This is a genomic window from Sulfuriferula multivorans, assembly GCF_003851125.1.
Classification (GTDB): Bacteria; Pseudomonadota; Gammaproteobacteria; order Burkholderiales; family Sulfuriferulaceae; genus Sulfuriferula; species Sulfuriferula multivorans.
The window spans coordinates 1-14,302 of the sequence record NZ_BGOW01000014.1 but is presented as its reverse complement, the minus strand read 5'-3'; the positions used below and the strand labels follow the sequence as shown (position 1 = coordinate 14,302).

At 58.1% G+C, this 14,302-nt stretch carries 15 protein-coding genes; 10 read left to right on the top strand and 5 right to left on the bottom strand.

The window, feature by feature from the left end; all coding sequences use genetic code 11:
- Positions 1-8 precede the first annotated feature (8 nt).
- The 4 genes from rsmB to EI185_RS07285 are packed head-to-tail and all read right to left on the bottom strand — an operon-like array spanning position 9 to position 3,972.
- Positions 9-1,286 carry a 16S rRNA (cytosine(967)-C(5))-methyltransferase RsmB gene (gene rsmB / locus EI185_RS07300; protein WP_189836326.1) on the bottom strand — a complete coding sequence of 426 codons (1,278 nt, stop codon included), beginning with the start codon at positions 1,284-1,286 and terminating at the stop codon, positions 9-11.
- Positions 1,279-1,950, bottom strand: a complete 672-nt coding sequence (locus tag EI185_RS07295) for a sulfite exporter TauE/SafE family protein (protein WP_124704479.1) — start codon at positions 1,948-1,950, stop codon at positions 1,279-1,281. Before EI185_RS07295 ends, rsmB begins: the two co-directional genes overlap by 8 nt.
- Entirely contained in the window at positions 1,943-3,196 is a 1,254-nt protein-coding gene (locus EI185_RS07290; RefSeq protein ID WP_124704478.1) for an AmpG family muropeptide MFS transporter, read from the bottom strand. Before EI185_RS07290 ends, EI185_RS07295 begins: the two co-directional genes overlap by 8 nt.
- Complete coding sequence (locus EI185_RS07285) at positions 3,193-3,972, bottom strand: exodeoxyribonuclease III (protein ID WP_124704477.1); 780 nt, start codon at positions 3,970-3,972, stop codon at positions 3,193-3,195. Before EI185_RS07285 ends, EI185_RS07290 begins: the two co-directional genes overlap by 4 nt.
- 33 nt (positions 3,973-4,005) lie before the next feature.
- Between EI185_RS07285 and pyrE the strand changes: the two genes are divergently transcribed.
- Entirely contained in the window at positions 4,006-4,647 is a 642-nt protein-coding gene (gene pyrE / locus EI185_RS07280) for an orotate phosphoribosyltransferase (RefSeq protein ID WP_124704476.1), read from the top strand.
- Between the two features lie 11 nt (positions 4,648-4,658).
- Complete coding sequence (locus EI185_RS07275) at positions 4,659-5,264, top strand: DUF4124 domain-containing protein (protein ID WP_124704475.1); 606 nt, start codon at positions 4,659-4,661, stop codon at positions 5,262-5,264.
- Positions 5,265-5,351: 87 nt separating this feature from the next.
- Here EI185_RS07275 and EI185_RS07270 read toward each other — a convergent pair whose 3' ends face one another.
- On the bottom strand, positions 5,352-5,774 hold the full coding sequence (locus tag EI185_RS07270) for an FxsA family protein (RefSeq protein WP_124704474.1): 423 nt from the start codon (positions 5,772-5,774) through the stop codon (positions 5,352-5,354).
- A 24-nt stretch (positions 5,775-5,798) separates the two neighbouring features.
- Between EI185_RS07270 and cutA the strand changes: the two genes are divergently transcribed.
- The 8 genes from cutA to EI185_RS07230 all read left to right on the top strand — a co-directional run bounded on the left by cutA (position 5,799) and on the right by EI185_RS07230 (position 13,481).
- Positions 5,799-6,122 (top strand): divalent-cation tolerance protein CutA, encoded by a 324-nt coding sequence (cutA, locus tag EI185_RS07265; protein WP_124704473.1) that lies wholly within the window; start codon positions 5,799-5,801, stop codon positions 6,120-6,122.
- 117 nt (positions 6,123-6,239) lie between these two features.
- Positions 6,240-8,534 (top strand): protein-disulfide reductase DsbD, encoded by a 2,295-nt coding sequence (locus EI185_RS07260; RefSeq protein WP_124704472.1) that lies wholly within the window; start codon positions 6,240-6,242, stop codon positions 8,532-8,534.
- 5 nt (positions 8,535-8,539) lie between these two features.
- Entirely contained in the window at positions 8,540-9,097 is a 558-nt protein-coding gene (locus EI185_RS07255) for a TlpA family protein disulfide reductase (RefSeq protein ID WP_124704471.1), read from the top strand.
- 93 nt (positions 9,098-9,190) lie between these two features.
- Positions 9,191-9,682 (top strand): type II 3-dehydroquinate dehydratase, encoded by a 492-nt coding sequence (aroQ, locus tag EI185_RS07250; RefSeq protein ID WP_124704470.1) that lies wholly within the window; start codon positions 9,191-9,193, stop codon positions 9,680-9,682.
- A 2-nt stretch (positions 9,683-9,684) separates the two neighbouring features.
- Positions 9,685-10,140: an acetyl-CoA carboxylase biotin carboxyl carrier protein gene (gene accB, locus EI185_RS07245; RefSeq protein ID WP_124704469.1), complete on the top strand. Its 456-nt coding sequence runs from the start codon at positions 9,685-9,687 to the stop codon at positions 10,138-10,140.
- 136 nt (positions 10,141-10,276) lie between these two features.
- The gene (gene accC, locus EI185_RS07240) at positions 10,277-11,629 is read left to right on the top strand and encodes an acetyl-CoA carboxylase biotin carboxylase subunit (protein ID WP_124704468.1); all 1,353 of its coding nucleotides are present in this window, start codon (positions 10,277-10,279) and stop codon (positions 11,627-11,629) included.
- Between the two features lie 5 nt (positions 11,630-11,634).
- A complete protein-coding gene (gene prmA / locus EI185_RS07235) occupies positions 11,635-12,525 on the top strand; it encodes a 50S ribosomal protein L11 methyltransferase (protein WP_124704467.1) in 891 nt (296 codons plus the stop codon).
- Entirely contained in the window at positions 12,522-13,481 is a 960-nt protein-coding gene (locus tag EI185_RS07230) for a zinc-ribbon and DUF3426 domain-containing protein (RefSeq protein ID WP_189836337.1), read from the top strand. The genes prmA and EI185_RS07230 overlap by 4 nt, the downstream gene beginning before the upstream one ends.
- Positions 13,482-14,302: the final 821 nt, after the last annotated feature.

Sequence of the window (14,302 nt, the reverse complement as noted above, 5' to 3'; positions counted from 1 at the left end):
CCAACCAGCTAGTTCTTGGCAAGCAGCGCATAAAAAAAACCATCGTGTTGTTCATCGGGTAGCAGCTGACCGGGGTTGATCCATTCACCTTCCAGATCCAGCTGGCTTGCATCATCATGCCGGTCAAGAAAGGCGTCCACCTGGCGCTGATTTTCTTCAGGGAAAATGGAACAGGTTGCGTACAGCAATTTACCACCGTGCGCCAGGCACCGCCAGAGCGCAGGCAGCATGGCGGCTTGCTGTGCCGCAAAATGCGCAATATCGTCCGGGCGCCGCAGCCATTTGATGTCCGGGTGACGGCGCACCACGCCCGATGCCGAGCAGGGTACGTCGGCGAGGATACGGTCGAACGGTTGACCATCCCACCAGGTGTCGGGCTGAGCGGCATCGCCACAGGCAAGCGTGGCCTTGAGCTGCAGGCGATCGAGATTTTCGCGCACGCGCTCCAGGCGAGCCATGTCGGAATCCAGCGCGGTGAGCGCCACATCGGCAGTTTCCAGAATATGTCCGGTCTTGCCCCCCGGTGCAGCACAGGCATCCAGCACGCGCAGGCCGTCGTGCAAATCCAGCAGCGGCGCAGCCAGCTGCGCGCCGGCATCCTGTACCGACACCCGTCCGGACGCAAAGCCTGGCAGTTGCGCCACCGCAACCGGCTGCACCAGTTGCAATGCAAATGCGCCGGTTTGCGTGGCTTCCACCCCCGCATCGCGCAGCAATTCCAGGTACGTCGCGGCACTGCCATGGTGCTGATTCACCCGCAGCGTCATCGGCGCATGCTGGTTGCCCGCTGTGAGTGCCGCTTGCCAGTGTTCCGGGTAGGCGACGCGCAGCTTGTCTATCCACCACTGCGGGTAATTCCAGCGCACGCTTTCCTTCCGGATCACCGCGGCACTCAACGCATCGGCCTGGCGCAGGTAATTGCGCAAAACGCCATTGACCAGCCCGCGCGCCCACGGCTGGATCGCGGCGGCGGCTTCCACGGCTTCGTTGACCACGGTATGCGTCGCATCCGGGCGGACGCGCAGCTGACGCAACCCCACCACCAGCAGCGCGGCGATCAGGCTGTCCTTGAGCGGATTACTCAGCAGCGCATCGCGCAGCGCCGCCAGCAACGCATACTCGCGCAAACTGCCGTAGCAGATGTCCTGTACGGTGGCGCGTCCCTCAACAGGCTGCTGCGCCAACACGCGATTGAGGTTCTGGCCTTTGTGCACCACGGCGTCCACAGCATAGGCGGCGCGTTTCAATAACTGGCGCAACGGTGGTTGATGGATAGGTTCAGACATATAAAATCAACCGGGTTAATCCCCACACGCCAAAGGCCGCTACCAGCAGTCCGGCTGCCAGCCGCACGCCCGGCTTGCGGGTGAGTGTTTGCAGACGCTGGGCGAACAACCCCATCGCCAAGAGATTGGGCAAGGTCCCCGCGCCAAACGCCAGCATCAACAGCGCGCCGTGTGCGGCACTGGCGGTGGCCAGCGCCGAGATCAGCACCGAATACACCAATCCGCACGGCAACCAGCCCCACACGGCGCCGGTAAAAAATGCCTGCGGCAGGGTACGCACCGGGATGAAGCGTTTCATCAGCGGTTGCAGCCGTGCCCACACCACGCTGCCCACCCGTTCCAGCGCCAGCACTGCGCGCGACAACCCCGCCAGATACAGTCCCAGCAGGATCAGCATGATATTGGCAACGCCATACAGTACGCGCTCGGCGGGCACGAATCTCTCCAGCAACAGAGTGCTTGCCCCGATTGCTCCGACAATCGCTCCGGCCAGCGCATAGCTGGTGATGCGCCCGAAATTGTAAGCCAGCAGCATGGGCAGTGCGGGGCGGCGCGTGGTCGAAGACAGCGACAGCGCGGTGACAATGCCGCCGCACATGCCCACGCAGTGCACCCCGCCCAGCAGGCCGACCAGGAATACCGAGACGTAGGAAATCTCAGGCACTGGCTGGCTCCGTCCATCCTTTAAAGCGGCGCAACAACCACAAACCCGGTAGTGCCATGAGCGTGCAGGTCAGGAAAAACAGCGTCCAGCCCATGGTTTCCGCCATCCACCCGGTCGGAGCGGACAGGATCACCCGCGGCACGCCCATCAGGCTGGACAGCAGCGCGTACTGGGTGGCAGTGAACCGTTTGTCGGTCATCGCCCCCATGAAACCGACAAACGCCGCCGTACCCAGCCCGCCGGTGAAATTCTCCACCGCGACCACCGCCGCCAGCCCGGAAAGGTGAGGGCCCAGGTGTGCCAGCAGGACAAAGCCGAAAGTGGACAGCATTTGCAGGATGCCGAACGTCCACAATGCCCGGTACATACCCATACGCAATATCCAGATGCCGCCCAACGTGCCGCCGAGGATGGTGGCCCAGAAGCCGAACAGTTTGACCACCGCGCCGATCTCGGTTTTGGTGAAGCCGAGATCCAGATAAAACGGCGTGGAAATGGCGGTAGCGAGGGTGTCGCCGAGCTTGTAGAACAGGATAAAGGCGAGGATCAGCCACGCTTCCTCGCGCTTGAAAAATTCCACGAAGGGTTCGATAACTGCACTTTTCAGCGTGCGCGGCGCGCCGGGAGCCAGCGCCGGTTCGCGCGCCAGTAGCGTGGTGATGATGCCCACCCCCATGAACGCCGCCATGAGTTGGTACATCACCGGGAAGCTCAGCAGGTCGGCCAGAATCAGTCCGCCGCCGCCCGCCAGCAGCATACCGATGCGATAACCGTTGACGAACAGCGCCGATCCGAAACCCAGTTCCGCGTCCTGCAGGCTTTCGCGCCGGTAGGCGTCGACAACGATGTCCTGCGAGGCGGAAAAGAACGTCACCAGCAGCGCTGCCAGAGCGACGCCCCACAGATTAGTCGCCGGATTGGACCAGCTCAATCCCACCAGTGCCGCCGCCAGAATTATCTGCATCAGCAGCAACCAGCCGCGCCGCCGCCCGAATAGCGGCAGGGTGAAACGATCGAACAGCGGCGCCCACAGGAATTTCAGCGTATACGGCAGCCCGATCAGCGACGCCGCGCCGATCGCAGCCAAACTCACTCCGGAATCCTTCAGCCACGCCTGCAATACCGAACCGGTGAGCAACAGCGGCAGCCCCGAGGTAAACCCCATCACCAGCGCCACCAGCATGCGGCCGCTAAAAATGGATTTGAGCGTTTCCTGCCAACTGGGCTTCGCTACCTGCTGAGTCATTGCGAGGATGCGTAGTCGATGATGAGGGGAGCGTGGTCGGAAAAACGCGCGCCCTTATACACGCTCGCGGCGCGCGCCTGCGCCGCAATGCCGGGCGTGGCAATCTGGTAATCAATGCGCCAGCCGACGTTGTTGGCCCAGGCCTGGCCGCGGTTGCTCCACCAGGTGTAGGCGTCACCGGTGGCATCCGGGCAGAGCATACGATGCACATCCACAAAACCGAGTTCATCCTGAACCTTGCTCATCCAGGCGCGCTCTTCAGGCAAAAATCCGGAATTTTTCTGGTTGGATTTCCAGTTTTTCAGGTCGATTTCCTTGTGGGCGATGTTCCAGTCACCGCACAGAATCACTTCGCGCCCGCAATTTTTAAGTTCAGCCAGGCGCGGGTAGAACCGCTCCAGGAAGCTGAATTTGACCTGTTGACGCTCATCTGAGCTGGAGCCGGACGGCAGGTACAGCGAAATCACGCTCAGATTGCCGAATTGCGCTTCAATGTAGCGCCCTTCCGCGTCGATGTCGGCAATGCCCAATCCTTCGATTACCGCATCCGGCTGCTTTTTGGCGTAGATGCCTACACCGCTATAGCCCTTTTTTTCCGCATAATGGAAGTAACCGAAGAAGCCGTCTGGCTGGAGCATTTCACGACGCATGTCGGTCATCTGTGCTTTCAGTTCCTGCACGCACACCACGTCGGCGTTTTGCGTGGCAAGCCAGTCGAAGAAGCCCTTGCTGCTGGCAGAGCGAATCCCGTTGAGGTTGGCGGTTATAATGCGCACGTGTTTATTTTCCAGAATTAACGAGCCCTAATCATGTCCGATTTCAGACAAGCGTTCCTATCTTTCGCCATTGAACAAAACGTATTGTGCTTCGGCGAATTCAAGACCAAGGCCGGGCGCATCAGTCCCTATTTCTTTAATGCCGGGCTATTTGCCGATGGCATGGCCTTGAAACAGCTTGGCGAATTTTACGCGAAAGCGATACGCGTTGCCGGAATCAAATTCGATGTGCTGTTCGGGCCCGCATATAAAGGCATTCCGCTGGCAGCGACCACGGTCGTCGCACTGGCCGCACAGGGGCAGAAAGTGCCGTACAGTTTCAACCGCAAAGAAGCCAAGGACCATGGAGAGGGCGGTACCATCGTCGGTGCGCCGCTGCACGGACGGGTGCTGATTATTGACGACGTGATCTCGGCAGGCACTTCGGTGCGCGAGTCGGTGGAGCTGATTCGCAGTCATGGCGCCACCCCGGCTGGTGTAGTCATCGCGCTGGATCGCATGGAACGCGGTCAAGGGACTTTGTCGGCGGTGCAGGAAGTGCAAGCGCAATACGGCATCCCGGTATTCGCCATTGCCAGCCTCGGCGACCTGCTGGCGTATTTGCATGATCACCCGAACATGGAACAGAATTTGCAGGCAGTGGCCCGTTACCGGGAAGTTTACGGTGTGACTTAAGAGAATAAAAAATGCGCGCTTTGCTTTGCATGATGATTTTTGGGTTGGCACTCCCCGCACAGGCTGCCATGTATAAATGGGTGGATGCGCAAGGCCGTACGCATTACGGCGATACCTTGCCGCAACAGGCCACCGGGCGTGCCAATGTAGAACTGGATAAACAGGGTCTGACGATCAAACAGAATGCCGGTGCGATGACACCGGAGCAACAACAATTGCGCGCCGCCGAGCAAGTGCGCCAGCAACAGGAATTGCAAGCCAAAACCGAACAGAAACGGCGTGACACTGCGCTGTTGAATACCTATACCTCTGCCGCGGATATCGATCTGGCGCGTGACCGCAGCCTGGAGTTGGTCAAGCTGTCCATCCAGAACAGCCAAAATCAATTAAGCCAACTGCGTGCCCAGCAAGCCCAGATCGATCAGCAAATCACGTTAAAAACGCAGGGCAAGCACCGCATCCCGGTACGCATCACAGAAGGCCATGATGCCAACGCGCGGGAAATTGCTCTGCTGGAAAGCGCGATTGCGCAAAAAAACAAGGAAATGGCCGATACCCGGGCCAGATTTGCTACAGACAAAGCGCGCTTTATCGAGCTGACTGGACCCCGCCGCTAATGGCGTAATGGCGCTGGAAAAACGCAGCTAAACGGTCAGCCATTCCGCCTCGCGCCAGTTATGGGTAACGTTCATACGCAGCAAGGGTCAGCGTTTCGAATCTGCGCCGCGCTCCAGCCTGTCATCATGCTCTCGCCGGTATTCGCCTTCGATCACGCCTGGCTCACTCTCCGCTGACTGTGGTGAGCCGCTTCCCGGCAATGGCAAGAACAACACCAGCACGGCTAACACGTCGCTGATTACTCCCGGGAAAATAAACAATGCGCCCGCAATCATGGTGCGACCACTATCTATCAGCGCGCGCAACGGAGAGCCTCCTGACTGCAGGGTCATGCTCATGCGCGCAAAAAATGCCATGCGCTCACCCACGATCAGCAACCATCCTGCCAACATGCCGGCTGCCAGCAAAACAATAATCCACCAGCCAATATAATGGTATATCTGGACCAGGGTATAAATCTCCAGCGCCGGGAAACTCAGCACTATAATCATGCCCAACAAGACGCGCATCGCTGAAACCTTCTAAATCCAAATATGGAAGCAATCGTTATCTTAACCAACCTGCCTACTGAAGACAGCGCTCAACGCCTGGCAAAACAGCTGGTGACAACAAAAATTGCCGCGTGTGTGAACATTATGCCACCCTGCCTGTCCACCTACCGGTGGCACGACACAATAGAAACCACAACCGAGGTGCCTGTACTGATTAAAACTCAGCGATGTCATTACGATGCAGTGGAACGAAGCATCCGCGCATGCCATCCCTATACGGTACCTGAAATCATCGCTCTACCCATCGTGGCTGGTCTGGCCGAATATCTGGGCTGGATCGCCACAGAAACTACCGGCAACCCATGATTGTCCAGATTAGGACATTCATGAAAATTTAAAGCGTGTATGCAGTAAGAATTTCGTGGATCTAAAAGACTTATTAATATTGCGTATATAAATACGCAACGCCTGGAGATTGAATAGATGCGCATTTTTGGTTTTTTGTTTTTGTTGTTTCTCGGTCTGGCCCAGGCAAACGCTGCAGACTTGCTGGAACCCGAGCAAGCGTTCCGATTCTCGGCGCAGCAGGCCGATGCCAACCATCTGGAAGTCCGCTACCAGATTGCGGATGGCTACTACATGTACCGCGAACGTTTCAAGTTCAGCCTGGATGGCGGCACACTCGGTACGCCTCAGTTCCCCGCCGGAAAAATGCACACGGATCCGACATTCGGCCAAGTGGAAACCTATCGCAACGAAATACGCGTCAAGTTGCCATTTACCCGTACCGGCAACGCGCAGAGCGTGAAGCTCAAGGCCGTGTCGCAAGGCTGTGCAGATGCGGGAGTGTGCTATACGCCGATGGATAGCGTGGCAACCATCAAACTCGCCGCTGCCGATCCCGCTTCTTCCCAGCCATCCACTACCGCACAGTCCGCTGGCATATTGTCCGGCCTGCGCAATCTGGGCGACCGGATCACCGGTAACGCGCAGCCTCAATTTCTGCCGCCGGACGAAGCCTTTAAATTGAGCCTGAATGCTGTCGACGCCCAGACCCTGAAAGCCAGCTTCACTCTGGCTCCCGATTATTATTTATACAAGGACAAGATCCACTTCACGGTAAAGTCACCCGCCGGGGTTAGTGTGGCCAATATCGCATTGCCTGCCGGTGACATTGAACAGGACCCCAACTTTGGTCGCCTTGAGGTTTATCATCATAATTTTAATGGCAACATCATCCTCAATCGCCCCGTCGGCAGTGCCGACAAGGTCGTGGTAGAAGCGAGTTATCAGGGATGCAGTGAAAAAGGCGTGTGCTATCCGCCGATCAGCAAAACCTTCACCCTGACCCTGCCTGCGGCTACCGCAGTTGGATCGGCCAACCCGGCGACGAATCTGGAACCCATCATGCCGCCGGCTGCGGCACCCTTGCCACCCGCAACGGCGACCACCTCGGTTGCGGCGGCGCCTGCAGCAGCCCCGCTATCAGAATCGTCGCAAATCGAACGCGTCCTCAAAGGCGGTCATTTCTGGACCATCATCGCCACGTTTTTCGGTGCCGGACTGTTGCTGTCGCTCACTCCATGCGTATTCCCGATGATCCCGATTCTGTCGGGCATTATCGCCGGACAGAAACGGGTCACGCGGCTTTCCGGGTTCATGCTGTCCCTCGCCTATGTACTGGGCATGGCCATTACCTATGCGCTGGCCGGAGTGGCGGCGGCCTTGTCCGGCACCTTGATCTCCAACGCGCTGCAGAACCCGATTGCGCTATCCATCGGCGCCAGCGTGTTCGTATTGCTGGCATTGTCCATGTTCGGGTTCTTTGAACTGCAGTTGCCCAGTTTCATCCAGAGCAAATTTTCCGATGCCAGCAATAAAGTCAAGGGCGGCAATTTCATTGGCGTGTTTGTCATGGGCGCGCTGTCGGCGCTGATTGTCGGTCCTTGCGTCGCACCGCCGCTGGCCGCTGCGCTGGCGTTCATCGCCCAGACCGGCAGCACGGTACTTGGCGGCTGGGCGTTGTTCTCGCTGGCAATCGGCATGGGCGTGCCGTTATTGCTGGTGGGTATTTCCGCCGGCACGTTATTGCCGCGCGCCGGCAGCTGGATGAACGCCGTGAAAAACTTCTTCGGCGTACTCATGCTGGCAATCGCCATCTGGTTGATTACCCCGCTGATACCGGCCTGGATTCAAATGTTGCTGTGGGCCACGCTGCTCATTGCTTCTGCCATGCACCTCAAGGCCATTGAACCCCTTGCTGTCAACGCCTCCGGCTGGCTACGCCTGTGGAAGGGCCTGGGCGTCATCACGCTGCTGGCTGGCGTAGCCCTCATTGTCGGCGTACTGGCTGGCGGACGCGATGTGTTGCAACCCCTGTCAGTATTCAGGGGCGGTGCGGCAAGCGCTGCACAGGCGACCGAATTGAAATTCACCCGGGTCAAAAACCTGGCTGAACTGGACAGCAAGATCAGTCAATCAAACGGAAAATTTGTCGTGCTGGATTTTTACGCCGACTGGTGCGTGTCATGTAAAGAAATGGAACATGGCACTTTTACCGATCCTAAAGTACAGGCCGCGCTCAAGGATGCGGTGTTGCTGCAGGCAGACGTCACCAACAATACCAGTGACGACAAGGCGTTGCTTAAACGCTTTGGCCTGTTCGGCCCACCCGGGCTGATCTTCTTTGATCGTAACGGCAAAGAAGTCGCTTACCGGGTAATCGGCTATCAGCCGCCCGCACAATTCCTGAATAGCCTGGACGCCGCTTTGCGCTGATCCCCATGAAAAAAAATCTCTCTCTTGTTTTATTCGTATTGATCGGCTTGCTGGCGCTGGGCGGTGGCTACTATGCGTACCAGCACAATCGGGCACAATCTGCGCCCGTGTCGACCGCTGTTGACAGCGGTGATGCTGCCGCCACGCTGTTCAAGGCCGGATTCAAGGATTTGGCCGGTATCCGTCAACCGCTGTCGCAATGGCGCGGCAAGGTGCTGGTGGTGAATTTCTGGGCCACCTGGTGCCCCCCGTGCCGCACGGAGATTCCGGAATTCATCAAGCTGCAAACCAAATACGGCGCACAGGGTGTGCAGTTTGTCGGTATCGCCATTGACGAGACGGCCAAGGTTCAGGCCTTCTCCGACCAAATGGGCATGAATTATCCGGTTTTGGTGGGCGACCTGGACGCGGTGGCCTTGTCTCAGGCGACCGGCAACCGCTTGGGCGGGCTGCCCTATACGCTCATTCTGGATCGCACCGGCAAGATCGTCGCCACCGAACTGGGCGGATTAAGTACTGCCAAACTCGAAGCCATACTGAAACCACTGCTGGCAACTCACTGAGCAGAAATACCTCGCCGCGTTAAAACATGCATTTGGCGGCATTTTCGTTAAACGTCTGGACAACTTCACCCAACTTGCGGCAAACTTGCGCCCATGAATTCCCAGCGCACACCCTCTGCCAAGCCCGCAAGCAAGGTTGAAACACCGCATATTCTGGTGCTGCACGGCCCGAATCTGAACCTGTTGGGGACGCGCGAACCCGAGCATTACGGCAGCACGACGCTCGCTGACATCGACGCACGTCTGGCTGCGCGTGCCAAGGCGGCCAAGGTTGCACTTGAATGCTGGCAAAGCAACAGCGAAGCGGCATTGATTGACCGCATTCACTCGGCCCGGCAGCACACCCGCTATATCATCATCAATCCGGCAGCTTTCACCCATACCAGCGTTGCACTACGCGATGCACTGGCCGCCGTGGCCATTCCTTTCATTGAAGTCCACCTGTCGAATGTATTTGCCCGTGAACCCTTCCGCCATCATTCGTATTTCAGCGATCTGGCGGTGGGCATCATCAGCGGACTCGGCGCGCAGGGATACGAACTGGCGCTCGACCATGCGCTCACCCAACTGACTATCAAGGCCTGAATATGGATCTGAGAAAACTTAAAAAACTGATCGACCTCGTGGAAGAGTCCGGCATTGCTGAGCTCGAAATCACCGAGGGCGAAGAAAAAGTCCGCATTACCCGTACCGCACAAAACACTCAGCCCATATACATGAGCAATATGCCGAGCTATGCACCTGCTCCGGCTGCACCTGTGGCACCCGCGGCAGCACCTCCTGTAGTAGCGGAGGCAGCCGCACCCGAGGGGCATATCGTCAAATCACCCATGGTCGGCACGTTCTACCGTTCGTCCAGTCCGGGAGCCAAATCTTTTGTGGAGGTTGGGCAAACAGTCTCCGCCGGCGAAACACTGTGCATCATCGAGGCGATGAAGCTGCTGAATGAAATCGAGGCCGACCAGGGCGGCATTATCAAGGCGATTCTGGTCGAGAACGGTCAGCCGGTGGAATACGGCGAGCCGATGTTTATTATTGGCTGACAAACCGGGCGGGATCAGCAGGATTTTAAGCAGCGCCGATAAACTCAATATCATTTGGCAGGATTAATTCGAAGGCGCTCCCTGCTCATCCTGCAACTATCCTGGTTATACGGCCCCATCATTTAACAGGCACTCCATGTTTGAAAAAATCCTCATCGCCAACCGTGGCGAAATCGCTCTGCGTATCCAGCGCGCCTGTCGCGAAATGGGTATCAAGACAGTCGCCGTTCACTCCGAAGCTGATGCCGACGCCAAATACGTCAAGCTTGCCGACGAATCGGTGTGTATCGGCCCTGCCGCCTCGGCGCTGAGCTATCTGAACGTGCCGGCAATTATCAGTGCAGCAGAACTCACCGATGCCGAAGCGATTCACCCCGGCTATGGTTTTCTGTCGGAAAATGCCGACTTTGCCGAACGCGTGGAATCTTCCGGCTTCGTGTTTATTGGCCCGCGCCCGGAAACCATCCGCCTGATGGGCGACAAGGTTTCTGCCAAAGACGCCATGAAAGCCTCCGGCGTGCCGTGCGTACCCGGCTCTGACGGCGCATTGCCGGACAATCCGGAAGAAATCATGCGCATCGCCAACCAGGTGGGTTACCCGATCATCATCAAGGCCGCCGGCGGCGGCGGCGGACGCGGGATGCGCGTGGTGCATAGCGATGGCGCGCTGCTCAACGCGGTCGCCATGACCCAGGCCGAAGCGCAAAGCGCTTTCGGCAATCCGGTGGTGTACATGGAACGCTACCTGCAAAAACCGCGGCACATTGAAATTCAGGTGCTGGCCGACGAGCACGGCCATGCCATCCACCTTGGCGAGCGCGACTGCTCGATGCAGCGCCGCCATCAGAAAATCCTCGAGGAAGCCCCGGCACCCGGCCTGGACCGCAAACTGCGCGACAAGATCGGCGAGCGCTGTGCAGCTGCCTGCCGCAAGATTGGCTACCGTGGCGCAGGCACGTTCGAGTTCCTGTACGAGGATGGCGAATTTTTCTTCATCGAGATGAACACCCGCGTGCAGGTCGAGCACCCGGTCACGGAGCTGATTACCGGCGTGGACATCGTGCAGGAGCAAATCCGAATTGCCGCTGGCGAAGAGCTGCGCTTCAAGCAAAAAGATATCGAGTTCCGCGGCCACGCCATCGAATGCCGCATCAATGCCGAGCACCCTTATACCTTCGTACCGTCACCCGGGCGTTTGACCGCCTATCACGTGCCCGGCGGACCAGGCATCCGGGTAGATTCGCATGTGTACCAGAACTACGTCGTGCCGCCGTATTACGACTCCATGATCGGCAAACTGCTGGCGCACGGCGCCACGCGCGAGCAAGCCATCGCACGAATGCGCACTGCATTGTTGGAAATGATAGTGGAAGGCATCAATACCAACATTCCGCTGCACCAGGATTTGATGTACGACGCCGCTTTTGTGGAAGGCGGCACCAGCATCCATTATCTTGAGCAAAAGCTCGCCAAACCATCCAGTACCTAGCCACCATGTCCTGGCAATCTGTCACCCTGGCCGCTACCGCAGACGAGGCAGAACGTTTGTCCGATGCGTTGATGGAAGCAGGAGCCCTGTCGGTGAGCATCGAAGACGCCGCGGCCGGTACTGCTACTGAAGCCCCCATTTTCGGCGAGCCGGGTATGCCCGTAGATGAACTATGGCGCGACAACAATGTGCTCGCGCTGTTTGCGCAAACTGCCGACGTGGCAGCGATCCTGGCGGAGGCCGCGCAAACCGCAGGCTTTACCATCCCCGCATACCGTATTGAGCAAGTCGCCGAACAGGACTGGGTACGACTTACCCAGGCTGAATTCGATCCGATCCGCATTTCCGAACGCCTGTGGATCATCCCCAGTTGGCACGCAGCCCCCGATAGCGCCGCCATTAACTTGAAACTCGATCCCGGCCTGGCTTTTGGCACCGGCTCGCACCCCACCACGCGCCTGTGCCTGCAATGGCTGGACAACCATATCGCGGGCGGTGAGCGCGTGCTGGATTACGGCTGCGGCTCCGGCATTCTGGCCATCGCCGCGCTGAAATTCGGCGCCGGCTACGCGTGCGGTGTGGACATCGATGCGCAGGCGGTTGCCACCGCACAGGACAATGCGTGCAACAACGCCGTGCAGGCGGATTTTTACCTGCCCGATGCCACCCCGACCACGCATGCCGATATTGTGGTCGCGAACATCCTCACCAACCCGTTGCTGGCACTTGCCCCGCTGCTCGCCAATGCCTGCCGAAATGGAGGGCGCATCGTATTGTCCGGCATTCTGGTCGAGCAGGTGGACAAGGTCATCGCCGCCTATACCGACTGGTTCGATATCCACCTGTGGCGCGCCGAAGATGGCTGGGCGTGTCTGGCCGGCACAAAACGAGCGTGAACATACTCACTACCTGCCCCGACTGCCATACCGTGTTTCGCGTCTCCGCGGAAGTCCTGGCGGCGCGCGACGGGCAGGTGCGTTGCGGGGTATGCAGCTGCGTATTTGATGCGCGCGAATATCTGACGCCGGAAGTCTACCCAAGCTTCCCGGCAGACATACCGCATGCCGAGACCAGCGTCTCACCCGAAGCTGAACTCTCGAACAGCCCGGATGAACAACCTGAAGCAGCGGAAATCAGCACTCCTGAAACAGACCTGCCGACCATATCGGCCGAAGAAATAACGCCTCCGGTTGAGGAGACTGCGAAATTTGAGGAACCTGAGTCTCTCGTCGAGGCACCGATTGAGGAAGCTGTTGAAACGCCCATCGTGGAGCCCGTTGTAGAGCCCGTTGTGGAACGGCAACAGGAATTTTCACAACCGTCCTTGGCCCCGGATTCCTCCACAGGCACCACCAACCTGGCGCGGCGCAAACGTATCCGCACCACGCTGCTCGGCACCGGCAGCATCCTGCTCGGCCTATTGCTGGCGGCGCAACTGGTCTATTTTTTGCGCACCCCGATCGCGGCCCGCCTACCCGCCGTCAAGCCCTGGCTGGTCACCGCATGTACGGCCCTTGATTGCAGCGTGCCGCTGCCGCGCGACACCGATGCCATCAAAATTTCCAGTTCCGACCTGCTGTCCGATCCCGCGCATCCGTCGCGTATCCAGGTCAGCTTGCTAATCGCCAATGAGGCGGGGTATGCCGAAGCCTATCCGCATATCGAACTCACCCTCACCGACACCCACGACGCCGCGCTGGCAAAGCGCATTTTTGCGCCGAACGAATACCTTCACGCCACCGCCAAAGAAACCGTCGGCATCAAGCCAGGTAGCGAGGCGAGCGTCGATTTATTGCTCGACATCGGCAATCTTCCCGCAACCGGTTACCGGGTACTGGTGTTTTATCCGTGATTGTCGCGTGGCCGTCGGTAGCGCACCGAACGAGATAACCCGCGTAGGGCGTCAATAAGCGAAGCGCATTGCGCCGGATGGTGACTTAAAAACATCCGGATGGATTAACGCAACTGGCGAACCCGTGTGAATGCGTAAATGCGGGAGTGGCTAGAAAAACAGAAGGCAGCATAATTTTGGTACACATCCGGCGCAATTCAATGATTGCGCCCTACGCGAGCTGCATGCCGGGTGGTGTGGAAGGTGCGGGTTAGAAGCCTGCCCTTACCTGATTAGGTTCAATCTTCATAGAACCACCCGTCCTCTTCCGACTGAGCCCACGCGTCTTGGTCACTTTCAAACTCCTCAATAAGCGGTTGCAGCACCTCTCTCTGATATTCATCATCGTAGGGGTCGCTATAGTCGCTAACGTCATCAATCGATTCCTCTTCCTGACGAACCAACATGGAGACAACACTAGGTGATGCGAGCACAGCCCAACTGTTTGAAGAGCGCTGAAGGCCCGTAGACTCATGGAGTCTGTATGGCAAGTTCCCTTGCTCTACGAGCAGCCGAAGCGAAATCGGTGTGCTCTTCGAGGACGCTTAGTTCTGCCATAAGAAACACCTCTTGCGCAGAGCACCAAACTTTCGTACCAGAGAAAGACCCATGAGCTCGCAAGAAAAACGCCAAAAGCTGGCGTCGTGCGGACGAGTACTGCTACTTTTTTCTTTTTCCACCATCATTTCGCGAGGGTGTAAATAATTTTGTGTAAACGGTCATTAGGCAGGAGACTGCCACCTCCAAAGGAAAACCATGACCAAACGCAAAGTAGTACAGCC